We start from the raw sequence: 22,858 nt of genomic DNA, 5'->3' as shown, positions 1-22,858 counted from the left end.
CCATTGTTCAACCATGCGCCGACGAGGGTGGGCGGCGCTAAGGGATTGGCAAACTCCCGCGCCGTAGCGTCCGCCTGACGTGGAGGGGATGATGGCGCAGCGCGATGCAGGCACACTCGGTTCGGCTCGTGGAGCCGACGATGTTGCCATGGCGGAACTCGACCTGCCCAACCCGCGGCGCCTGTTGATCATCAGCATCGTCGCCATCGTGCTGCTCGGCCTGAGCGTGGTGATCGCCGCCGGCTATTCAGTCCTTTCGATTAATGAAACGGCGATCAGCGCTGAAACCGAGCGCGCCCAGGTGGCGCTTGCCGTGCTGCTGCACGACGGACAGCCAGATGCAGCCGGCGCGAGCCGTCTGGCTCGGGATTTTGTGCTGACGGGGGCGCGCTTCGGCGATGCGGCCAGCATGCAACCCGGCGAGGTGGCGATCACGGTACCTGGATCCGAAACCCGGTTGATGTGGACGCCGCGGCGGATCGGTACCGAACTGGCGCAGCACCTGGCGCCGATACGGCTGTTGGCGAGCGCACTGTTCCTTGCCGGCATCGCCATCGTCCTGAACCGGCTCTACCGGCTGGCGCGGCTCCTGGAAGCGCGGCGGCGTGCCGCGCAGGAACTGGCAGCCCGCGACGCGCTGACCGGGCTCTACAACCGGCTCGGCTTCGATCAGCGGCTCGGGCAGACAGCAGATGGCCCAGCGCTGCTCTATCTCGATCTCGACGGCTTCAAGCACGTCAATGACAGCTTTGGACATGGCGCCGGCGATGACCTGCTGCGCATCGTGGCAGATCGGCTGCGGGGGCTGGCGCGCGACGGCGACTGCGTGGCGCGAATCGGTGGCGACGAGTTCGCTTTCCTCCGTTCGCCACCTACCTCACGTGCGGAACTGGCGGAGCTGGCCGCCGATATCGGCGTGGCGCTGAGCGAGCCGGTGCGGCTGGGCGCGACGCAGATTCAGATTGGGGCCAGTATCGGCATCGCCATGGGCAGCGAGCACGGCGACGACCGCGCCCGGCTGGTGGCCGCTGCGGACGCGGCGCTCTATCGCGCCAAGGCCCTGCCCGGTCACGCCTTCGTCTTCGCCGACTCCCCGACCATCTCCGCTGCCGCCTGAGCTTTTCGCACGCGTCAAGCGGCGGACTCGACTCCCGTCACAATCATGGATAAGGATTGTCCATGATTGGAATCGAACGATGAAACTGAGCGACGGGGTGGAACAGGCCATCCACTGCATGCTGATGCTGAGCGGGTTGCAGCCGGACGGGGCCATGCCGGCGGCGGCGCTGGCCGAGTATCACGGCGTTTCGACAAGCTACCTGCTCAAGCACCTGCAGGCGCTGGCCGGAGCTGGCCTCCTCACCTCGGTGCCGGGGCCGCGTGGCGGCTATCGGCTCGGCCGCGCTGCCGAGAAGATTACGCTGCTCGACGTGGTGCTGGCGCTCGAAGGTGCCGGCCCGGCATTCCGTTGCAGCGAAATCCGGCAACGGGGCCCTGATCCCCTGCCGCAGAAATTCTTCGCCAAACCATGCGGCGTGAGCGCCGCCATGCTCAAGGCCGAACGCGCCTATCGCGACGAGCTGCGCAAGGTCACGATCGCCGAGCTCGCCTATAACCCGGACACCGAACTCGGCAACGCCATCGAAGGGCGCAGTTGCGCCTTCCGCGACCGGCACGAGCGGCGCCGGGCCGCCAGCTAACCTCTCACCAAGCAAGAAGGACTGTACCCATGCGAGCTCGACTCGACATCTCCAAGGTTGCGCCCGAAACCTACCGTGCGGTAGCAGCGCTCGACCGCTTCGTGGTCAAGGAAACCGGCCTCGAACCGCGCTACATCCACCTGATCAAGCTGCTCGCCTCGCATATCAACGGCTGCGCCTATTGCGTCGACATGCACATCAGGGAAGCCCGCCACACCGGGATGCCGGACCAGTGGATCAACCTGGTCAACGTATGGCGGGAATCGCCAGTCTATAGCGACGCCGAGCGGGCGGTGCTGGCCTGGACCGAGGCATTGACCCTGTTGGCCGACACCCGGGCGCCGGACGAGGCGTTCGAGCCGCTCAAGGCGCATTTCACCGAGGAGCAGATCGCCAACATCACGGTGGCAATCAGCACCATCAACGTGTGGAACCGCGTCACGGTCGGGCTCCGGACGCTGCACGCCGTCGCGCCGGAAACCGTTGCCGCCTGATCCACGCACAATTGTGGGGGGCCGGTGTCGATTCCGGCCTGCCTCGTGCGTCGTTGTTCTGTACAGGAGCACCTCACCGCTTCGGCGAAGCGGCGATGTGCTCCGATTTTTGATTGGTCGCGCGTTCGAAAGCGCTATGCACACATCCGAGGAGCTTCACGCATGTTCTGGACTTTGTTCTTTCTCGCCCACCTGCTGCTGGGTGGCGCTTTCGTGGTTTTCGGCATCCGCAACATCAAGGGCATCCCGGGCCTTGCGAGTTTCCTCGCGGGCAGGAAGGTGGCGCAGCCGCAGGCGGCCGCGAGCTTTGGCGTGGGGCTGCAGATCGTCGGCGGCGCATTGACGGTGCTGGCGCCGTTCGTGCCGTTCGCCGGGGTGCTCGGCGGGCTGGCGCTGATCGTTTTCCTGGTCCTCGCCACGCTGCTGTTCCACCCGTTCTGGGAGTTTTCGGGCGAGGAACAGAAGCCGCATGTGCAGTCGTTCATCATGAACAGCGGATTGACCGGCGCTTTCCTGCTCGTCATCGCCTACGCGCTCTAGCCATCCGTGAGCGTTGCCGGCGTCAGCATCGAGAGTACGGACGCGAAGCGGCAGCGGGTGCTGTCGCACCTCGCCATGCTGCTGTTCGCAGCGCTGATCGCCGGCTCGTTTACCTTCGGGGCGCTCACCGTGCCCTATATCCACGCGGTGCCGCTCAACGCGCTGCGCTTCGTCATGGCGGCGTTGCTGATGGGGGCGTTCGCCTTCGGGGTGGCGCGGCAGAAGTTCGCCTTCCCGCCGGCGCCATGGCGCTTCGGCATTAACGGCTTCCTGACCGCCGTCTACTTCGTCACCATGTTCATCGCGCTGACCATGACGCAGCCGGTGGCGACCAGTGCCGTCTATACGCTGGTGCCGCTGATGACGGCGGTGACGGCATATTTCATCGTCGGGCAGCGTTCGGGCTTGGCGGTGATGGTCAGCCTGTTGCTGGCCGGGCTCGGGGCGATCTGGGTGATCTTCCGCGGCGATATCGACGCGCTGCTGCGCTTCGATATCGGCCAGGGCGAGCTGATCTACTTCGTCGGCTGCGTCGCCTATGCGATCTACACGCCGCTGCTGCGCCGCTTCAACCGCGGCGAGTCGGCGCTGGTGCTGAGCTTCTGGACCATGGTGGCGACGGCGGCGTGGATCGTCCTCTACGGGGTGCCCGAAATCCTTGCCACCGACTGGCTGCACCTGCCGGCGCTGGTCTGGTGGGTGGTACTCTATCTCGCCATCGGGCCGACGGCGGTGTGCTTCTTCCTGATCCAGTTCGCCTCAGCCCGGCTGCCGGCGGCCAAGGTGATTGCCTATGGCTACCTGGTGCCGGCCTTCGTCATCGTGTTCGAGGGGCTGGCCGGACATGGCTGGGCCAGCCTCAGCGTTGCCGCCGGCGCGGCGATCACCGTGCTGGGGCTGGTGGTGCTGGCGCTGCTCAGGGAGCGCTGAGACCGATCGGTCGCAGGCGGTAGCTACTTCGGCAACAGGCCGTGCAGGAACAGGTTTTCGAGGAAGCGGGCGGCGTCTTCGAAGCGGCCTTCGCCGCCGCGGTCCTTGCCGAGCACGGCGCGGACCTGCACGTCGAAATCGGCGTAGTGCTGGGTGGTGGCCCAGATCGAAAAGATCAGGTGGTAGGGGTCGGTGCGAACGATCTTGCCGGCATCCATCCAGCCCTCGATCACCTTGGCCTTATCGTCGACCAGCGCCTTGAGGTCGGTCTCCAGCATTTCGAGCACGCGCGGCGCGCCCTGCAGCATCTCGTTGGCGAAGAGCCGGCTCTGTCGCGGATAGTCGCGGCTCATCTCGAGCTTGCGGCGAAGGTAGGAGCGGAGCTCGGGGACCGGGTCGCCGACCGAATCGATCTCGCGCAACGGGGCGAGCCAGATGTCGAGCATCTCGGCGAGCAGGCGCTGGTAGATCTCTTCCTTACGCGGAAAATAGTAGAGCAGGTTGGGCTTACTCATCCCTGCCGCTTCGGCGATCTGGTCGATGGTGGCGCCGCGGAATCCCTCGCGACTGAACACATCGAGCGCCGCCTCGAGGATGACTTCCTGCTTCTCGCGCTGGATGCGCGTCTGCGCCCTTGGACGCTTCGATGGCGCTGCCTTTGCGCCCCCTTTGCCGCCTTCGGTCTCCAGCATTTTCACCTTGATCGGCGGCATGGGAGTGATAACGTTTTTTCCAACTGGTCAAATTTCTGGATAACACATCCAAAGGTCAAGCGCCAAATATACTTGACCTCAGAACTCAACAAATAGCCTCCGGGGGAGTCCAAGGTGTCCGACCGTCGCAATGTCACGCCGAACGATCTGAGCGCGTTCTGGATGCCGTTCACGGCGAACCGACAGTTCAAGAAAGCGCCTCGCATGTTCGTCGGCGCCAAGGACATGCACTATACGACTTCCGACGGACGCAAAGTGCTCGACGGCACGGCGGGCCTGTGGTGCGTCAATGCCGGCCATTGCCGCCCGAAAATCGTCGAGGCGATCCAGGAACAGGCGGCCGAGCTCGACTACGCGCCGGCGTTCCAGATGGGCCATCCCAAGGCGTTCGAGCTGGCCAACGCGCTGGTGTCGTTCGCGCCTCAAGGCCTCGACCATGTGCTCTATACCAATTCCGGTTCGGAATCGGTCGAGACGGCGCTGAAGGTGGCGCTCGCCTATCACAAGGTGAAAGGCGATGCCGGCCGGTTCCGGTTGATCGGGCGCGAGCGCGGCTATCACGGAGTGAATTTCGGCGGCATCTCGGTGGGCGGCATCGTCACCAACAGGAAGATGTTCGGCACGCTGCTGACCGGCGTCGACCACATGCCGCACACCCATACCCCGGGCAAAAACCAGTTCACCCGCGGCGAGCGCGAGGCGGGCGGCGAGGACCTCGCGTCCGAACTCGAGCGCATCGTGACGCTGCATGACGCTTCGACCATCGCGGCAGTGATCGTCGAGCCGGTGGCTGGGTCGACCGGCGTGCTGATCCCGCCCAAGGGGTACCTCAAGAAGCTGCGCGAGATCACCAAGAAGCACGGCATCCTGCTGATCTTCGACGAAGTGATCACCGGCTTCGGCCGCCTTGGTACGCCGTTCGCGGCGGACTATTTCGGCGTGACGCCGGATATCCTGGTGACCGCCAAGGGCCTGACCAACGGCGTCATCCCGATGGGCGCGGTGCTGGTGAGCTCGGAGATCCATGACGCCTTCATGCAGGGGCCGGAGCACGTCATCGAGTTCATGCACGGCTATACTTATTCCGGCAATCCGATCGCCTCGGCGGCCGGCCTCGCGACGCTCGAGACCTACAAGGACGAGGGCCTCTTGACCCGCGGCGCGGAGCTGGCCCCGTACTGGGCCGATGCGCTGCACTCGCTGAAGGGCCTGCCGCATGTCATCGACATCCGCAACCTCGGGCTGATCGGGGCGATCGAGCTCGAGCCGATCGCCGGCCAGCCGACCAAGCGAGCCTTCTCGGCCTTCGTCAAAGCCTTCGAGACCGGCATCCTGATCCGCACCACCGGCGACATCATCGCCATGAGCCCGCCGCTGATCATCTCCAAGGCGCAGATCGACGAGCTGATCGGCACCCTTGGCAGCATCCTGAAGACGCTTGAGTAGAATGGAACGATCGTTCTATATCGGCATCGATAGAATGAACGTTCTACAAACAACGAGCGGAGGTCTGTGATGCAGACGATACAGAATGCGATCGGCGGCAAGCTGGTCACCTCAACGAGCCCGCGCACTCAGCCGGTATTCAACCCAGCCACCGGCGAGGCCACCGCAACGCTGCCGCTGTCGAGCGTCGATGAGGTCAACGCCGCCGTCGCCGCCGCCAAGAAGGCCCTGCCCGCCTGGGCGGCGACCACGCCGATGAAGCGGGCGCGGGTGATGTTCAAGTTCAAGGAGCTGCTGGAAAAGCACGCCGACGAGCTGGCCGAGCTGATCAGCCGCGAACATGGCAAGGTGCATGACGACGCGCTGGGCGAACTGGCGCGCGGCATCGACTGCGTCGATTTCGCCTGCGGCGTGCCGCAGCTGTTGAAGGGCGAGTTCAGCCGTAATGTCGGTCCCAACATCGACAGCTATTCCGACCGGCAGCCCTTGGGCGTGGTCGCCGGCATCACGCCGTTCAACTTCCCGGCCATGGTGCCGATGTGGATGTATCCGCTGGCCATCGCCTGCGGCAACACCTTCGTCTTGAAGCCGTCAGAGCGCGATCCGAGCGCGCCGATGTTCGCCTGGCAGCTGCTGATGGATGCCGGCCTGCCCGACGGCGTGCTGAATGTCGTCCATGGCGACAAGGAAGCGGTCGATACCATTCTCGACCACCCCGACATCAAGGCGGTGAGCTTTGTCGGCTCGACGCCGATCGCCGAGTACGTCTATCGGCGCGGCACCCAGGCCGGTAAGCGCATACAGGCGCTGGGCGGCGCCAAGAACCACATGATCGTGTTGCCCGATGCCGACATGGACCAGGCCGCCGATGCACTGATGGGCGCCGGGTACGGCTCGGCCGGCGAGCGCTGCATGGCGATCTCGGTGGCGGTGCCGGTGGGCGACAAGACCGCGGACGCGCTGATTGCCCGGCTGAAGCCGCGGGTCGAAGCGCTGAAGATCGGCCCGGCGACCGACAAGGACGCGCAGATGGGCCCGATCGTCTCCGAGGCGCAGCGCGACAAGATCGTCGGCTATATCGATGCAGGCGTCGAAGCCGGGGCTGAGCTGGTGGTCGATGGCCGCGGCTTCAAGCTGCAGGGCTATGAGAACGGGTTCTTCGTCGGCGGCACGCTGTTCGACCATGTGAAGCCCGACATGAAGATCTACCGCGAGGAGATTTTCGGGCCGGTGCTCTCGGTGGTGCGGGCGCAGAGCTACCAGGATGCGGTCGACCTGATCCACGGGCACGAATATGCCAATGGCACGGCGATCTTCACCCGCGACGGCGACGCGGCCCGCGACTTCGCCGACAAGATCGAAGTGGGCATGGTCGGCATCAACGTGCCGATCCCGGTGCCCGTGGCCTACCACTCGTTCGGCGGCTGGAAACGCTCGATCTTCGGCGACCACGGCATTTACGGGCCAGAAGGCGTGCACTTCTACACCCGGCTGAAAACGGTCACCACGCGCTGGCCGGCGGGGATCAAGAGCGGCGCCGAGTTCAGCTTCCCGAGCCAGAAGTAGCGGATGCAGACAAGCACCAGCATTGCTGGACTGCCCCTCACCCCAACCCTCTCCCCAGAGGGGAGAGGGGGCGATGGGGCACCGGCGGCGCAAAATGCGTCCCCTCTCCCCTCTGGGGAGAGGGTCAGGGTGAGGGGCAGTCACGGCGATCCGAAGATACGGAAACGGGCGCGTGGCCTACGGGCTCAACCGACTGATGCCGAGGCGCGCCTGTGGTCCCGTCTGCGAGACCGTCGCCTGGGAGGGTTCAAGTTCGTCCGTCAGTACGCGATCGGCCAGTACTTTGCCGATTTCGTGTGCCGCGAGGCGATGCTGATCGTGGAAGTGGATGGCGGCCAGCATTCGGCATCGGCAAGCGACGCGCGCCGAACGCGCTACCTGAATGACCAGGGCTTCTCGGTACTCCGCTTCTGGAACAATGAAGTCATCGAGAACACCGACGGCGTTCTGGAAGCGCTGCTCCTGACGTTGCACAACTGCCCCTCACCCGACTGGCGCTTCGCGCCAGCCACCCTCTCCCCAGAGGGGCGAGGGGACGCGGCGGCACCGTCCGAACACGATCTGAAAGACCAATAACTATGGCAGCTCCTGGCGAAAACCTTCGTATCGACCCCGAGCGCCTTTGGAGCTCCATTCATGAGTTGGCCGAGATCGGGCCGGGCGTCGCCGGGGGCAGCAACCGGCAGACGGTGACCGATGACGACGCCAAGGGCCGGGCGCTGTTCAAGCGCTGGTGCGAGACGGCCGGCCTCGCGATGGGGCTCGACCAGATGGGCACCATGTTCGCGCGGCGCGAAGGCAGCGAGCCGGGGCTCGATCCGGTCTATGTCGGCAGCCATCTCGATACCCAGCCGACCGGCGGGCGCTACGATGGCGTGCTCGGCGTGCTGGGCGGGCTCGAAGTGATCCGCACGCTCAACGATCTCGATATCCGCACCAGGCGCCCGATCGTGGTGGTCAACTGGACCAACGAGGAAGGGGCGCGGTTCGCCCCGGCGATGATGGCCTCGGGCGTGTTCGCCGGAGTGCTCGACCAGGCCGACGTCTATACCCACAAAGACAAGGACGGCAAGAGCTTCGGCGAGGAGCTGGAGCGGATCGGCTGGCGCGGCGACGAGGTGGTCGGAGCACGCAAGATCCATGCGTACTACGAACTGCATATCGAGCAGGGCCCGATCCTCGAGGACGAGAACGTCGATATCGGCGTGGTGACGCATGGCCAGGGGCTGAAGTGGCTGCAGGTGACGCTGACCGGCAAGGAGGCGCATACCGGCTCCACCCCGATGCCGAAGCGGCGCAATGCCAGCCTCGGCATGGCTCGGGTGATCGAGCTGGTGCACGAAGTGGCGATGGACTACCAGCCCGACGCGGTGGGCGCGGTGGGGCATATCGAGGTCTACCCGAACTCGCGCAACATCATCGCCGGCAAGGCGGTGTTCACCATCGACATCCGCTCGCCGAATAAACAGGTGCTGGACGAGATGGACGAGCGCATTCGCTACGGCATCCAGAACACCGCCGAGGCGCTCGATATCGGCTTCGAGGTTGAGCAGGTCGGGCATTTCGACCCGGTGACGTTCGACAAGACACTGGTGGGCAATATCCGCGAGGCAGCCAAGGAACTCGGCTACTCCCACCGCGACATCGTCTCGGGCGCCGGGCATGACGCGTGCTGGATCAATCGGGTGGCGCCCTCGGCAATGATCATGTGCCCGTGCGTCGATGGGCTTTCGCATAATGAAGCGGAAGAGATCTCGAAGGAGTGGGCAGCGGCCGGCACCGACGTGCTGTTGCGCGCGGTGCTGGAGACGGCGGAGATTGTGGGGTGAGCGCATCCGCCCTATATTGTTGGGAACGCATGGAGGCTGACTGGTGTCGTCGACCGACAATCTTGTTCGCGAGCATCTGCGGGCAATTCGTTCGACGGTCGATCGACTGGCCGACGACATGGTCGAGGTCAAAGGGCGCCTTGGACTGCTCGAACAGCAGTACGCAAGTATCTCGGTTCGACTGGACCGGGTGGACGAGCGCCTGCACCGTGTCGAAAAGCGCCTCGAACTGGTCGAAGCCTGACCCGACCACCTATCGCATCAATTTAGAAGCCGTCGCTGTGTAGCAGCGGCGGCTTTCGTTCGTTTGAGGGAACGCAATGACCAGCAAAATCATCAAGAACGGCACCGTCGTTACCGCCGACCTTACCTATGCGGCCGATATCCGGGTCGAAGGCGGCAGGATCACCGAGATCGGGCAGAACCTCAGCGGTGGCGAGGTGCTCGATGCCAGCGGCTGCTACGTGATGCCGGGCGGTATCGATCCGCATACGCATCTCGAAATGCCGTTCATGGGCACCTATTCGAGCGACGATTTCGAGAGCGGCACGCGGGCAGCGCTGAGCGGCGGCACCACCATGGTGGTGGATTTCTGCCTGCCCAGCCCGCAGCAGTCGCTGCTCGAAGCGCTCGCGATGTGGGACAACAAGACCTCGAAGGCCAGCTGCGACTACTCGTTCCACATGGCGATCACCTGGTGGGGCGAACAGGTGTTCAACGAAATGGCCGACGTGGTCGATCGCGGCATCACCTCGTTCAAGCACTTCATGGCCTATAAGGGCGCGCTGATGGTGGATGACGACGAGATGTTCTCGTCGTTCCAGCGCTGCGCCGACCTCGGCGCCCTGCCGCTGGTTCATGCCGAGAACGGCGACGTGGTGGCGCAGATGACGGCCAAACTCCTTGCCGCGGGCAATAACGGGCCGGAGGCGCATGCCTATTCGCGACCGCCGGAGGTGGAGGGCGAGGCAACCAACCGGGCGATCATGATCGCCGACATGGCGGGGGTGCCGGTCTATATCGTCCACACCTCGTGCGAGCAGGCGCATGAGGCGATCCGCCGGGCGCGGCAGGCGGGCAAGCGCGTCTATGGCGAGCCCTTGATCCAGCACCTGGTGCTCGACGAAACCGAGTATTTCAACCGCGACTGGGATTACGCGGCACGCCGGGTGATGAGCCCGCCCTTCCGCAACAAGCAGCACCAGGATTCGCTGTGGGCGGGGCTGGCCTCGGGCTCGCTGCAAGTGGTGGCGACCGATCACTGCGCCTTTACCACGGCGCAGAAGCGCAACGGGATCGGCAACTTCGCCAAGATCCCGAATGGCACTGGCGGGCTCGAAGACCGCATGCCGGTGCTGTGGACCAAGGGCGTCAAGACCGGCCGGCTGACGATGAACGAGTTCGTCGCGGTGACCTCGACCAACATCGCCAAGATCCTCAACATGTACCCCAAAAAGGGCGCCATCCTGGTCGGGGCAGATGCCGACCTGGTGGTGTGGGATCCCAAGCGCAAGAAGACGATCAGCGCGGCCAAACAGCAGTCGGCGATCGACTACAACGTGTTCGAGGGCATCGAGGTCGAGGGGCTACCGCGGTTCACGCTGACGCGTGGACAGGTGGCAGTGACCGAAGACCAGATCAGCACCGAGCAGGGCCACGGCCAGTTCGTCGCCCGCGAGGCGAAGAACCCGGTGAACCGGGCGCTTTCGACGTGGAAAGAGATCACCGCGCCGCGCAAGGTGGAACGAACAGGTATTCCGGCGACGGGGGTTTGAGGGTTTGACGACTGACGGGGGCAAATCGCAGAGCGTGGTCGAGGCCAAGGGTCTCGGCCTGACTTTCAAGACGGCGGATGGCGACGTGGTGGCGCTGTCGGACGTCAATCTGGGCATCAATCGAGGCGAGTTCGTCTCGTTCATCGGACCTTCGGGCTGCGGCAAGACCACCTTTCTCAGGGTGATCGCCGACCTCGAACAGCCGACCTCGGGGACCATCACCGTCAACGGCACCTCGCCGACCGATGCACGGCTCAACCGCTCCTATGGCTATGTGTTCCAGGCGCCGGCGCTGTTTCCATGGCGCACCATCGAGAACAACGTGGCGCTGCCGCTCGAGATCATGGGCTATGGCGACGCCGACCGGAAGGCGCGGATCAAGAAGGCCGTCGAGCTGGTGAACCTCGAGGGGTTCGAGAAGAAATTCCCCTGGCAGCTCAGTGGCGGCATGCAGCAGCGCGCCTCGATTGCCCGGGCGCTGGCGTTCGATGCCGACCTCTTACTGATGGACGAGCCGTTCGGGGCACTGGACGAGATCGTCCGCGACCACCTCAACTCCGAGCTCCTCAAGCTCTGGGCGACGACGCAGAAGACCATCGCCTTCGTCACCCACTCGATCCCCGAGGCGGTGTACCTCAGTACCAAGATCGTGGTGATGAGCCCGCGGCCGGGACGGGTAACCGACGTCATCGACAGCACTTTGCCGCATGGCGAACGCCCGCTCGAAATCCGCGAGACGCCGGAGTTCCTGCAGCTCGCTGCCCGCGTCCGCGACGGGCTGCGCGCCGGCCACTCGTACGAGGAATAGGCCGATGCGGGGGCTGATGGGGGGCAAGACGGTTCCGGTGCTGATCGTGCTGCTGGCGATCGTGCTGTTCTGGTACGTGATGGCGATCGTGATGAATGCGCCATGGCAGGACACCCTGAACGGGCGCGCCAACCTCACCAATGTGCCGTTCACCGAGTTCGCGCTGCAGACCTTCACGCAGGACAAGCCGGTGCTGCCGGCGCCGCACCAGGTGGTCGGGGCGATCTGGACTGGGCTGTTCGGTTCGGCCATCACCGCGCCGCGCTCGCTGGCCTTCCATGCCGGCATTACGCTGGGCGCGACGCTGCTGGGCTTTGGCATGGGGACGCTGCTGGGGGTGGTCCTGGCGGTGATGATCGTCCACAACAACGCGTCGGACCGCTCGCTGATGCCGTGGATCATTGCCAGCCAGACCGTGCCGATCCTGGCGATTGCGCCGATGGTGGTGGTTGGCCTGGGCGCGGTTGGGGTGACAGGTCTGATCCCTAAGGCGTTGATCTCGATGTATCTCAGCTTCTTCCCGGTGGTGGTCGGCATGGTGAAGGGGCTGCGCACACCCGAGCAGATCCAGCTCGACCTGATGCGCACCTATAATGCGTCGCCGCTGCAGGTGTTCCTCAAACTGCGCTGGCCGGCTTCGGTGCCGATCCTGTTCGCCTCGATGAAGGTGGGCATCGCCATTTCGCTGATTGGCGCAGTGGTGGGCGAGCTCAGCAACAACGCGGGCGGCGGGCTCGGGGTACGGCTGCTGACCGGCTCCTATAACGGCCAGACCATCCAGATCTGGGCGGCTTTGTTCATCGCCGCGGCGCTCGCGGCCATCCTCGTGATCCTTGTGGGCTGGGGCGAAAAGCTCGCCAACCGGCGGATGGGGGTGCGGGCATGAGCCGGCTGCAATCCATCCTCGCCGTCGCCGCGCTGCTGTTTGCAGTGCTGACCCTGGTGCTGCCGATCGGCAGTTTCGGCGGCGTACCGACCGCCGCCGCCACCAGCGTCCCGACAGTGATCTTCCTCGTTGCGACGCTGGCAGCGATCGGTGCGTTCCGGTTGCGCGCGCCGACCCTCGCCACGGGCCTTCTCGCCGCGGTTGGCTGCGGGCTGCTGATCGTCTGGGTCGAACCGATGGACAAGGCGCTGGCCGGGTTCTGGGCGCTGCTGGTCCTCACCTGGCTGTTGTGCTGGCTGTTCGCCGAGCAGCTCTCGGCCGACATCCGCCGAGGCAAGGCCAATGACAGCCTGTTCGGCTGGCTGGTGCCGGTGGCGTTCGGCATTGCCGTGCTGATTGCCTGGGAAGCCATCACCCGCGGCGCCAACGTGCCACAGGTGCTGCTGCCGCCGCCGAGCATGATCTGGGTGCGGCTCACGGCGTCGGTCCCGACACTAGCGGCGGATTTCGTGCAGACCTTCAAGGCGGTGATCGTCGGCTTCACGCTCGGCTGCGGCTCGGGCTTCGTCGTCGCCATCCTCGTCGACCGCTCGCCGTTCCTCAAACGCGGGCTGCTGCCGATCGGCAATTTCGTTTCGGCGCTGCCGATCATCGGCATCGCGCCGATCATGGTGATGTGGTTCGGTTTCGACTGGCCGTCGAAGGCCGCGGTGGTCGTGGCGATGACGTTCTTTCCGATGCTGGTGAACACTGTCGCCGGGCTCAATGCCTCGTCATCGATCGAACGCGATCTGATGCGGACCTATGCGGCGAATTACTGGCAGACGCTGCTGAAGCTGCGGCTGCCGGCGGCCGGGCCGTTCATCTTCAACGCCTTGAAGATCAACTCGACTCTGGCGCTGATCGGCGCAATCGTAGCGGAATTCTTCGGTACGCCCATCGTGGGAATGGGGTTCCGGATATCGACCGAGGTCGGAAAACTCAACATCGACCTGGTCTGGGCAGAGATCGCCGTGGCGGCGGTTGCAGGGTCTGCCTTCTATGGGGTCATCGCGCTCATCGAGCGCGCGGTGACCTTCTGGCATCCGTCCATACGAGGTGGGCGGACGTAACGTCCGCTTGGCCGTGGTGGTCGGACTTGCCGTGGTAAGGGGAACGACGGGCGACTGATGGCCCGGATGTTTCTGTCGTATCCGCCCGGCCGTGGTGGTCGGGCGTAACAGGGGTAAGGGAAACGACAATGAAGAAACTTCTTCTTGCATTGGCCGCGGGCGCAATGGCGCTTACCGCGTCCGCTGCGATGGCGCAGGACAAGCTGACGCTGCAGCTGAAGTGGGTGACGCAGGCGCAGTTCGCCGGCTACATCGTGGCCAAGGCGAAGGGCTTTTACACCGACGAGAAGCTCGATGTGACGATCCTGCCGGGCGGCCCGAACGTGGCGCCGGAGCAGGTGATCGCCGGCGGCGGCGCCGACATCATCGTCGACTGGATGGGCGGTGCGGCCGCAGCCCGCGACAAGGGCGTGCCGCTGGTCAACATCGCGCAGCCGTTCAAGCGCTCCGGCCTCGAGCTGATCTGTCCGAAGGAAACCAACATCAACACCGTCGCCGACTTCAAGGGCAAGACGCTGGGCGTCTGGTTCTTCGGCAACGAGTATCCGTTCTTCGCCTGGATGAACAAGGAAGGCCTGTCGACGGCCGAAGGCGGCGACGTCAAGGTGCTGCAGCAGTCCTTCGACATCCAGCCGATGATCCAGAAGCAGGCCGACTGCATCTCGGTGATGACCTATAACGAGTACGGTCAGGCGCTCGATGCCGGCTACGGTCCGGACAACCTCACCATCTTCAACTACACCGAGATGGGCAACGACCTGCTCGAAGACGGCCTCTATGTGATGGAGCCGACGCTGCAGGATGCCGCCAAGGTCGACGCCTATACCCGCTTCGTGAAGGCCTCGATGAAGGGCTGGCAGTATGCGCTCGACAACGCCGATGAAGCCGCGCAGATCGTGGTCGACTCGGACGATACCGGCGCTGCGGAGCTGAAGCACCAGCGCTACATGGTCGGCGAAGTGTCGAAGCTGGTCGACGCCACCGACCCGGCGCTCGACCTCGCCGCCTACGACCGCACCATCAAGGCGCTGGTCGACCAGAAGATCATCAGCAAGGCCCCGGAAGGCGCCTACACCACTGTGATCACCGACGCGCTGAAGTAAGCGGCGGCGGTTACAGCGAAATGACGAAGGCGGGGAGCGATCCCCGCCCTTTTTGTTTGCTCTGATTGAGAGAGACGACCCCCTCCCATCCTCCCCCATAAAGGGGGAGGTGCCCCGCCGGTGCGTTAGGCACGATCGAAGACAGAGCCTCGGCTCTTCACCTCCCCCTTTATGGGGGAGGCCGGGAGGGGGCCGTCTGCTTCAGTACGCCCCCGCCCCTCAGCTGCCGATCACCCCGCCATCGTCCTTGCTGATCACCACCAGCGAGGGGCGCGGGCCCTGGCCGTCGATGAAATCGGGCCAGTTGGTGCCGGCATCGGCGATCGAGGTGGAATCCTCGCCGTCCTCGAGCCGCAGTTCGCCCGGGTGCTGGATGGAGAGGAACATGGTCTTGCCGTCGGGCGTGAAGGCCGGCGAGCAAACTTCCGAGCCGACCGGCGGTGAGTAGAACAGCTTGCTGAGCGCCTTGCCGTCGCCTTCGGTGTCGGCGACGTAGAGCGCGTCGTTGAAGCCGGCATCGGGCGGGCCATCGGTCGTGACCCAGAGGCGGCCGGCCGGGTCGACCGACAGGTTGTCGGGGTCGGTGAACCAGCCATTGGCCGAGGTCTCGGGGTGGCAGAGCGCGTGCGAGGCCGGATCGGTGGGGTCGCCGCATAGGATGAAGGCGTCCCAGGTGTAGTCGGTCGCGGCATGGTCGGGCGCATCGGGGGCGCCGGGCGGGGTGAGCTCGAGGATGTGCCCATCGGGGTTGGGCGCGCGCGGATTGGCGACGTTGACCTGTTCACCGGCATCACCCTCACCAGCCGGCAGGCGATCCTCGTTCTCGGTCATGGCGATATAGACGCGGCCGGTTTTGGGGTGCGGCACGAAGCCTTCGGGCGCATCCATCGGGGTGGCGCCGAGGAGGTCCGCGGCCATACGGGTGCGGAGCACCACGTCGGCCTGGGTGCTAAAGCCATTCTCCGGCGTCAGCGGCCCCTGCCCCTGCACCAGCGGCAGCCAGCTCAGCTTGCCGTCAGCATCGAAACGGGCGGTGTAGAGCGTGCCCTCGTCGAGCAGGTCCTTGTTGGCGGCGCGATCGGTGGGGTTCCACGGCTTCGAAGTGACGAACTTGTAGAGGTACTCGAAGTCGTCATCGTCGCCCATGTAGAGGACGACGCGGCCATCCGGCGCCACGGCGACCTGCGCCCCTTCGTGAGTGAAGCGGCCGAGCGCAGTGCGCTTCACCGGCTTTGCCGCCGGGTCGAACGGATCGATCTCGACCACCCAATCGAACTTCAGCCACTCGTTGGGCTCGTTCTCGAATTTCAGGCGGGCGTCGACGCGACCCAGGGCATAGCCGTCGTTCTCGTCCTCGTCCCAGCCCTCGCGCTCGACCAGGTCCTGATCGGGCAGCGTGGTGTAGTCGCCGGCAAAGATGTCCATGCCGCCCTCTTCGCCCGAGAGCATGGTGCCCCACGGGGTGATGCCGCCCGAGCAGTTGGAGATCGAGCCGAAAACGATGGTGCCGGTGGGATCGATGCTGGTCTTCAGCCGATCATCGCCGGCAGCAGGACCGCTCAGCCGCATTTCGGTGCCCATGTGGACGCGGCGGTTGTACTGACCGTCGGTGATCACCTGCCATTCGGTGCCGATCTTTTTCACTTCGACGACGGAAATGCCGGTGGAGGCGGCGACAGCGCGGATCTGCGCGTCGGTGAGCTTTTCCCGGTAATCCTCATCGGTCATGCCGGGGAACATCAGGTAGGGCGAGGCATACTCGTGGTTCACCACCAACAGGCCATGGTCGTTGCTCTCACTGCCCTGCGGCAGCGACAGGAAGGCGGTGAAGTCGTTGTTGTAGCCGAACTGCTTTTCGGCGGCGGCGCCGTCGAGGCTGGCGATGTCGAAGGCCGGGCTGTCGGGGAACAGCTTGTCGCCCCATTTGAGCAAGATCTGGCGCGAATAGCCCTCGGGCCAGTGGTCGGTCTTGTCGGTGACGCGGCTCAGCTCAGGGAAGGTGAGGCTCGACGGCGAGTTGGATGCGGCGGCGGCGCGGCTGAAGCCGAGGCCGGAAGTGGCGAGCGCGGTGCCGGCGAGCAGCCCCTTCAAGACGGTGCGGCGCGAATAGCCCTCGGCCATCAGGTCGGAATATTTGGTGGTGAAGGACTGGCGGCGCGTCGGGCGCGCGCGGCTCTTCAAACGATCGGTCATGGTGACGCTCCCCTGGAAGTATGTGGGGATGCGTGCACCCGGCAGGCGAAGCTGCTGTGACGGATCGATGACGGTCAGGTGACGGGGCTCACGCTGGGCGGGAGTGCTCTTGCGTCCCCTCGCCCCCACCCCCGACGGGCGAGGGGGCGATGTGGCACCGCCGATGCAAGGCGTTGCGAACCTACCCCGCTTCGCGTTGCTCGAGCGGCGGCTCGGGCATGGCGTCGGAGGCGAAGACGAGGCGGCGGACGGCGTCGCGGGCCATCGGGCGGGAGATCAGGTAGCCTTGCGCCTCGGTATAGCCGGCGGCATGCACGCCGCGCAGCTGCTCGGCGGTTTCGATGCCTTCGGCGGTGGTCGCCATCATCAGGCGGGCGCCGATATCGGCCACCGCGGCGACGATGGTTTCGGCCCCCTCGGCGCTGTCGAGCGCCCTGATGAAGGTGCCGTCGATCTTGATCTTGTCGAACGGGAAGGCGAGCAGGTAGCCGAGCGCCGAAAACCCGGTGCCGAAATCGTCGAGCGCGATGCGGACGCCGAGGGCGCGCAGCTGACGCAGGGTATCGAGGCTCTGGTCGGAGTTTTCGAGGAACACCGACTCGGTGATTTCGATCTCGACCCGCTCATGGGCGATGCCGGAGGCAGCGAGCGCATGCACCAGCGTGGTGACGAGGTTGCCGCGGACCAGTTGCACCGAGGAGACGTTGACGGCGATCTTCAACTCACCCGGCCAGCGGGCCGCTTCCGCCAGGGCTTCGCGGATCACCCAGTCGCCGATCGGGACGATCAGGCCGGTCTCCTCGGCGACCGGGATGAAGTCGCAGGGCGGCACCAGCCCGCGCTCGGGATGCTGCCAGCGCAGCAAAGCCTCAAAACCTGAGAAGGCATGGGTGCGGAGGTTGAGGATGGGCTGGAAATAGAGCTGGAACTCGCCGAACTCGAGGGCCCGACGCAGGTCGGCCTCGAGCCGGCGGCGATCGACGCCGATGCGGTTGAGCTCGGGCTCGAAGCAGCGGATGGCGCCGCGGCCGTCGCGCTTGGCGGCATAGAGCGCGACGTCGGCATTATGCAGCAGCTCGTCGGGCTCGTTGCCGTCGGCGCCCGCCACGGCGATGCCGATGCCGACGGCGATGGTCAGCACCTGGCCGTCGAGATCGTAGGGGGCGACAGTGGCGGCGCAGATGCTGGTCGCGAGGTCGAGCGCGCTCTCGGCGTCGCCGCCGCGATGCAGCACGGCGAATTCATCGCCGCCCATGCGGGCGGCGCTGTCCATCGGGCCGAGGCAACCGCCGAGGCGGCCGGCAAACTGCTTCAGCAGCGCATCGCCGGCGGCATGGCCAAGGCTGTCGTTGATCGCCTTGAAGCCATCGAGATCGAGGCAGAGCACGGCAAAGCCGCTGGCCCGGCCGACATCATGGAAGGCGTTGCCGACCCGGCGGTAGAACAGCGTGCGATTGGGCAGGCCCGTCAGCGCATCGTGATAGGCGAGGTGGGTGAGCTCGGCCTGCATGTTGTGCAGCTCGGTCACATCCTTGTGGGTCGAGATCCAGCCGCCATCGTCGATCGGCTGGTGGGTCATCGAGATCACCTGCCCCGAGTTGAGCCGGTGGATACCGCCCAGGGTGCGGTGCTCGCGCACGGCGCTCAGCCGATCGGCGACGTAGTCCTCGACGTCATCGCCGACATGCGTATTACCGGCGACACGCGCCTCGAGGATCTGCCGGAACGTCGTGCCGCGTCGCCCCAGCTCGGGCGGCAGGCGGTAAATGTCGAGGAATTGCTGGTTGCACAGCACCAGCCGGCCCTGCCGATCGTAGAGCGAAATGCCGTGCGCCAGATTGTCGAGGATAGCGCGCAGATGCAGGTCCTGAGCGCGCAGCTTGCCGCGCGCCGTGCCCAGCGAGCGGGTGAGTTTCAGCAGCGCCGTGGTGTCGGCCTCAGGCGGCGCAGCCGCGTCCGGCGGAGCGGTGGGTGTCTTTCCGGTCTTTGGCAAAGCGCTGGAGCCCCGGAAATCCCAAGGAGATCGAAGCTCATAGCCTAGCGCCAGCGAGTAAATGCAAGGTTAGTCGAGACGCTGCATTCAATCCGACTTGGGGGGCCGCAGCATCCCATTGTAGATGCCGGGCTCGGACTTCGGGATCACCATGGCGTCAAGCCGCTTCTGGTAGAACTCGACCGGACCGGCGCCGCCGATCACGGCATAGGCATAGCCCGCCTCGCGCATACCGCGCAGCGTGGCGATCAGCAGGGCCTCGCCAATGCCCTGCCCGCGCGCCGCTTCGTCGACCCCGGTCGGGCCGAAGAAACCTTTGGTGGTGGCATCGTGGCAGGCGAAGCCGAGCAGCTGGTTGTCCTTCACGGCAATCCAGCAGGTGACCGGCAGGCGGCTCATCGCCGCCTCGACCTCGGACACCCAGAACGGGCTGAAGTGCTTGCCGACCCAGGCGGCGACGACGTGACGTTCCGGTGGCAGGGCGCGGCGGACGGTCACCCCGGCCGCCTTCACCTTTGCTTCGGAGGCAATGTCCGGCAGGTCATACAGCCGGACCAGCAGATCGCCCATTGTGCTAACGGTCCTTCACTCAGAATCCTTCGTAACGACCGTAAAGGTTCGGCATCAGGCCGACCAGCGCCTTGAAGCGGTTGAAATCGCGGTTGGAACTCCAGCCGGTTTCGGCGATGGCCGAAAGGCGCGGGAAGACCAGCCGGTCGAACACGGCGCGGTCGGTCATCGGCTCGGACCAGATACAGGCCTGAATGCCGAGCAGGTGGCCGCGCTCGACCGCGCTCCAGCCGGCGATGGGCTCGAAGCCATAGCTCTTTTCGGGCGACGACCAGCCGGCCCAGGCAGCGCCACACTCATGCCAATCCTCGGAGTTCGCCATGTCGAGATAGTAGGCCTGCGCCGGGGCAACGACGACATCGTAGCCTTCGGCAGCGAGCTTCTGGCTGATCGCGGTGTCCTTCCAGCCGACGAGGTAGCAGTTGGCCCGGTCGAGACCGCCACCATGCGAGGCCTCTTCCCAGGCGCCGGTCAGCTTGCCCTTCGAGGTCAGGTAAGCCTGGAGGCGCTGCAGGAAGCGGGCCTGCAGCGGCGCGGCGCCGGTAACGCCGAGCTCTTTGCGCAGCTTGTTGGCAGCGGGCGAGGAGTGCCAGGCATCCTCGGGCACTTCATCGGCGCCGACATGGAAGTAGCGCGAGGGGAAGAGCTCGACCATCTCGTCGATGATTGCCTCGACCACGCCATAAGTGGCTTCGACGCCCGGGTTGAGGCAGTTATTGGGGAAGCTCTGGATCGAGTAGTAGGGGGCGTTCTCGCCGGGATCGCGCAGTGCCGGGATGGCCTGCAGCATGGCGTAGCAATGGCCCGGCATATCGATCTCGGGCACCACGTCGACGCCGACTTCGGTGGCGAAGCCGACAATGGCGTGGATATCGGCCTTCGAATAATAGCCGCCGGTACGCTCCGGACCCGAACCGAGAAGCGGCGGGACGGGCATGCCGTAACCGCGCCAGGCGCCCTTGCCGGTGAGCTGCGGATAGGCGTCGATCTCGACGCGCCACGACTCGTCGTCGCTCAGGTGCCAGTGCAGCACGTTGAGCTTGTTCCAGGCGAGGATGGCGATGAAGCGCTCGACCTCGTCCTTGGCATAGTAGCGGCGGGCCACATCGAGATGGCTGCCGCGCCACGCCATCGCCGGAGCATCCTCGATGCGGCCGGAAGTGGGGAAGTTGAACTGGCGCAGGTGGATGCGGGCGCCACGGAGGATCTGGCCCAGCGTGATCAGCCCGTAGAGCAGGCCGGTTTCGGTTTCGCCGATGATGCGGGCCCGGTCGGCGGCGAACTCGATGGCATAGCCTTCCTTGCCGCCAGCCCCGGCGACCAGCTCGACCGGGAAGCCGCCTTCATGGGCGGGACGGACCAAGCCTTCGCCCGGGAACAGCTTTTCCGTCAGCTTGCCGAAGGCGGTAGCGGCCGATTTGCCGATCGCCGAGGGGATCGGCGCGAGCCCGGCGGGCGCCGTGCGGCGGCCGGAGACCGCCACATCCTGCGGCCAGGGGACGATCGATACCGGCACCGGCGGGTGCTCGGGCACTTCGTAGATGGCGGTGCCTTTCTTGCGCAGGGTGTCGCTGCCCTCGCGCCGGGTCGGCACGGTGCGCAGCGAGCGCGTGGTGCCATCGGCGAGGACGAGGAAGCCGGTGGTGGCGCCATCCGTCCAGTGGCGGATCGGGTAGTCGAGCTTCAGCACATCGATGGTCCAGCGGGCGCCGGGGGCGAGGACGAAGCCACGCTCGGGCGCCAGCTCGCAGAAATTGGAAAGCTGGGTCACCACCTTGGCGCCGACGATCTCGGCATCGTCGCTGACCCGCGCCGGGCCGGAAATGCCGAGCCGGAAATCGCGCAGCGCTTCACCCGTATCGTTGGTGAGCATCAGCCGGTAGCGCGCAGCCACGCCTTCGGCGGCCGGACGCCACTCGGTTGCCAGCGTCAAACCATCATACCAATCAGCAACCATTTGAATACCACTCCCTTGCGAGAGGAGTTCTAGAGCATTTCGCCGCTGCAATGGAACGCCGAAATGCTGGATTTTCGATTTTGTCGACTTTTCCGGTAAGGGCTCAGTCGACGCGACCGCGGGCCGCCACAGGAACCACTTCGCGAACCTCGTCGCCGGAGATCAGCGTCACGCTGTCGAACAGATTGGAGATGACGCAGGCGTGGTTGGGGATGATGCGCAGCCGCTCGCCGACGCGCGGCCAATCCGACGCGACGGGCAGCTCGATGACGCCGTGCTCCTCGGAGAGCCCCTTCACCGTGAGATCGGTGCCCATCACCAGACCAAAACCCTCCATGCCGAGGAGGTCGGAGGTGAGTGATTTGGAGCCGGCATCGATCACCGCCCGCGTGGCAGTGGGACGGCTGACCACGGTGACGAGGACGCTCAGCGCGCAATCGTCGAGGCCGGCCGCCCGCTCCTTCACCTGGAAGCGATCGTAGTAGATGTAAGTGCCGGGGCGGCGCTCGGTGACCGGCGCCGCGGCCGGCGCCCACATGTCCGGACTGTTGCCAGAGGAGACCCGCGGCACGGCGATGCCGGCTTGCTCGAACAGCGCCACCGCCTCGCTGAGCCAGGCGTTGGATTTCTCCACCCCATGCAGCGGCGGATAGGTCATTAGGCCACCGAAGCGCAGGCCGGGGGCGAGCGCGATCTGGCGGGCCAGCGCCAGGGCCTGGGCCGGGGTCTGCACGCCACAGCGGCCACCACCGGAATCGCACTCGATCAGCACGGTCAACGGTTTGCCGGCAGTGAAGGTGGCGGCATAGCCGAACAGCGTGTCGGGGCTGTCGGCGGTGACCGACAGGGTGACGCGCTCGTTCAACGCCTTGAGCCGCGCCAGCTTTCTGGCGCCAAGGATATTGTAGGGGAGGAAGATGTCGGCGAGGCCGGCATCGGCCATCACCTCGGCCTCGCCCAGCTTCTGCACCGTGATACCGACGGCGCCGAGTTCGACCTGGCGCTGGGCAAAGCGCGGCAGCTTGTGGGTCTTGATGTGCGGGCGCAGGGCATAGCCTTGCTCGGTGGCATGTGCCTGGGCCCGCTGCAGGTTGGCCTCGACGCGATCGATATCGATGAGGACGGCGGGAGTATCGAGGTCGGCAATGGTCGGCATGACGCGGGCTCCGAAGATTTGGCGCGTCACTTCGCCCGGAGCCGGGTGGGAATGCAAGGTGGGGGTGCAATCCGCAGGTCCCTAGCC

At 65.5% G+C, this 22,858-nt stretch carries 21 protein-coding genes; 15 read left to right on the top strand and 6 right to left on the bottom strand.

All coding sequences use genetic code 11. From position 1 onward, the window contains the following. Positions 1 to 91: 91 nt before the first annotated feature. The 5 genes from VW23_RS23185 (at position 92) to VW23_RS23165 (ending at position 3,664) form a co-directional block, all read left to right on the top strand. Complete coding sequence (locus tag VW23_RS23185) at positions 92 to 1,117, top strand: GGDEF domain-containing protein (RefSeq protein WP_069911860.1); 1,026 nt, start codon at positions 92 to 94, stop codon at positions 1,115 to 1,117. A gap of 79 nt (positions 1,118 to 1,196) precedes the next feature. Beyond that, entirely contained in the window at positions 1,197 to 1,700 is a 504-nt protein-coding gene (locus VW23_RS23180) for an RrF2 family transcriptional regulator (protein WP_069911859.1), read from the top strand. A gap of 29 nt (positions 1,701 to 1,729) precedes the next feature. Next, entirely contained in the window at positions 1,730 to 2,194 is a 465-nt protein-coding gene (locus tag VW23_RS23175) for a carboxymuconolactone decarboxylase family protein (protein ID WP_069911858.1), read from the top strand. Positions 2,195 to 2,356: 162 nt separating this feature from the next. Next, positions 2,357 to 2,734, top strand: coding sequence for a hypothetical protein (locus VW23_RS23170; protein ID WP_069911857.1), 378 nt, complete (start codon positions 2,357 to 2,359; stop codon positions 2,732 to 2,734). A 6-nt stretch (positions 2,735 to 2,740) separates the two neighbouring features. After that, positions 2,741 to 3,664, top strand: coding sequence for a DMT family transporter (locus VW23_RS23165; RefSeq protein ID WP_244513714.1), 924 nt, complete (start codon positions 2,741 to 2,743; stop codon positions 3,662 to 3,664). 23 nt (positions 3,665 to 3,687) lie between these two features. Here the strand turns inward: VW23_RS23165 and VW23_RS23160 are convergent, their stop codons facing one another. Beyond that, entirely contained in the window at positions 3,688 to 4,356 is a 669-nt protein-coding gene (locus tag VW23_RS23160) for a TetR family transcriptional regulator C-terminal domain-containing protein (RefSeq protein ID WP_069911861.1), read from the bottom strand. Positions 4,357 to 4,491: 135 nt separating this feature from the next. Here VW23_RS23160 and aptA point away from each other — a divergent pair, with 135 nt between their 5' ends. The 10 genes from aptA to VW23_RS23110 all read left to right on the top strand — a co-directional run bounded on the left by aptA (position 4,492) and on the right by VW23_RS23110 (position 14,902). After that, positions 4,492 to 5,823: an omega-aminotransferase AptA gene (gene aptA / locus VW23_RS23155; RefSeq protein WP_069911856.1), complete on the top strand. Its 1,332-nt coding sequence runs from the start codon at positions 4,492 to 4,494 to the stop codon at positions 5,821 to 5,823. 69 nt (positions 5,824 to 5,892) lie between these two features. Further along, entirely contained in the window at positions 5,893 to 7,389 is a 1,497-nt protein-coding gene (locus VW23_RS23150) for a CoA-acylating methylmalonate-semialdehyde dehydrogenase (RefSeq protein ID WP_069911855.1), read from the top strand. Positions 7,390 to 7,518: 129 nt separating this feature from the next. After that, positions 7,519 to 7,965 (top strand): endonuclease domain-containing protein, encoded by a 447-nt coding sequence (locus tag VW23_RS23145; protein ID WP_069911854.1) that lies wholly within the window; start codon positions 7,519 to 7,521, stop codon positions 7,963 to 7,965. 2 nt (positions 7,966 to 7,967) lie between these two features. Then, positions 7,968 to 9,218 (top strand): Zn-dependent hydrolase, encoded by a 1,251-nt coding sequence (locus VW23_RS23140; protein ID WP_069911853.1) that lies wholly within the window; start codon positions 7,968 to 7,970, stop codon positions 9,216 to 9,218. A 43-nt stretch (positions 9,219 to 9,261) separates the two neighbouring features. Further along, on the top strand, positions 9,262 to 9,462 hold the full coding sequence (locus VW23_RS23135) for a hypothetical protein (protein WP_069911852.1): 201 nt from the start codon (positions 9,262 to 9,264) through the stop codon (positions 9,460 to 9,462). 76 nt (positions 9,463 to 9,538) lie between these two features. Beyond that, positions 9,539 to 10,993 (top strand): dihydropyrimidinase, encoded by a 1,455-nt coding sequence (gene hydA, locus VW23_RS23130; protein WP_069911851.1) that lies wholly within the window; start codon positions 9,539 to 9,541, stop codon positions 10,991 to 10,993. A gap of 4 nt (positions 10,994 to 10,997) precedes the next feature. Further along, positions 10,998 to 11,801 (top strand): ABC transporter ATP-binding protein, encoded by an 804-nt coding sequence (locus VW23_RS23125; protein WP_069911850.1) that lies wholly within the window; start codon positions 10,998 to 11,000, stop codon positions 11,799 to 11,801. 4 nt (positions 11,802 to 11,805) lie between these two features. Beyond that, the gene (locus tag VW23_RS23120) at positions 11,806 to 12,687 is read left to right on the top strand and encodes an ABC transporter permease (protein ID WP_069911849.1); all 882 of its coding nucleotides are present in this window, start codon (positions 11,806 to 11,808) and stop codon (positions 12,685 to 12,687) included. Beyond that, entirely contained in the window at positions 12,684 to 13,799 is a 1,116-nt protein-coding gene (locus tag VW23_RS23115) for an ABC transporter permease (RefSeq protein WP_069911848.1), read from the top strand. The genes VW23_RS23120 and VW23_RS23115 overlap by 4 nt, the downstream gene beginning before the upstream one ends. Positions 13,800 to 13,927: 128 nt before the next feature. Then, complete coding sequence (locus VW23_RS23110) at positions 13,928 to 14,902, top strand: ABC transporter substrate-binding protein (protein ID WP_069911847.1); 975 nt, start codon at positions 13,928 to 13,930, stop codon at positions 14,900 to 14,902. 219 nt (positions 14,903 to 15,121) lie between these two features. Here VW23_RS23110 and VW23_RS23105 read toward each other — a convergent pair whose 3' ends face one another. From VW23_RS23105 to VW23_RS23085, 5 genes are all read right to left on the bottom strand, one after another. Next, entirely contained in the window at positions 15,122 to 17,095 is a 1,974-nt protein-coding gene (locus VW23_RS23105; protein ID WP_069911846.1) for a PhoX family protein, read from the bottom strand. Positions 17,096 to 17,276: 181 nt separating this feature from the next. Further along, positions 17,277 to 19,088: a putative bifunctional diguanylate cyclase/phosphodiesterase gene (locus VW23_RS23100; RefSeq protein ID WP_069911845.1), complete on the bottom strand. Its 1,812-nt coding sequence runs from the start codon at positions 19,086 to 19,088 to the stop codon at positions 17,277 to 17,279. 87 nt (positions 19,089 to 19,175) lie between these two features. Beyond that, positions 19,176 to 19,658, bottom strand: coding sequence for a GNAT family N-acetyltransferase (locus tag VW23_RS23095; protein ID WP_069911844.1), 483 nt, complete (start codon positions 19,656 to 19,658; stop codon positions 19,176 to 19,178). A gap of 19 nt (positions 19,659 to 19,677) precedes the next feature. Continuing rightward, positions 19,678 to 21,615, bottom strand: a complete 1,938-nt coding sequence (locus VW23_RS23090) for a beta-N-acetylhexosaminidase (protein WP_069911843.1) — start codon at positions 21,613 to 21,615, stop codon at positions 19,678 to 19,680. 103 nt (positions 21,616 to 21,718) lie between these two features. Then, the gene (locus VW23_RS23085; protein ID WP_069911842.1) at positions 21,719 to 22,771 is read right to left on the bottom strand and encodes a D-TA family PLP-dependent enzyme; all 1,053 of its coding nucleotides are present in this window, start codon (positions 22,769 to 22,771) and stop codon (positions 21,719 to 21,721) included. Between the last annotated feature and the right edge of the window lie 87 nt (positions 22,772 to 22,858).

The organism is Devosia insulae DS-56, from assembly GCF_000970465.2.
Taxonomy (GTDB): Bacteria; Pseudomonadota; Alphaproteobacteria; order Rhizobiales; family Devosiaceae; genus Devosia_A; species Devosia_A insulae.
The sequence above is the reverse complement of the archived record's forward strand: the minus strand, read 5'-3'. Positions and strand labels throughout refer to the sequence as shown.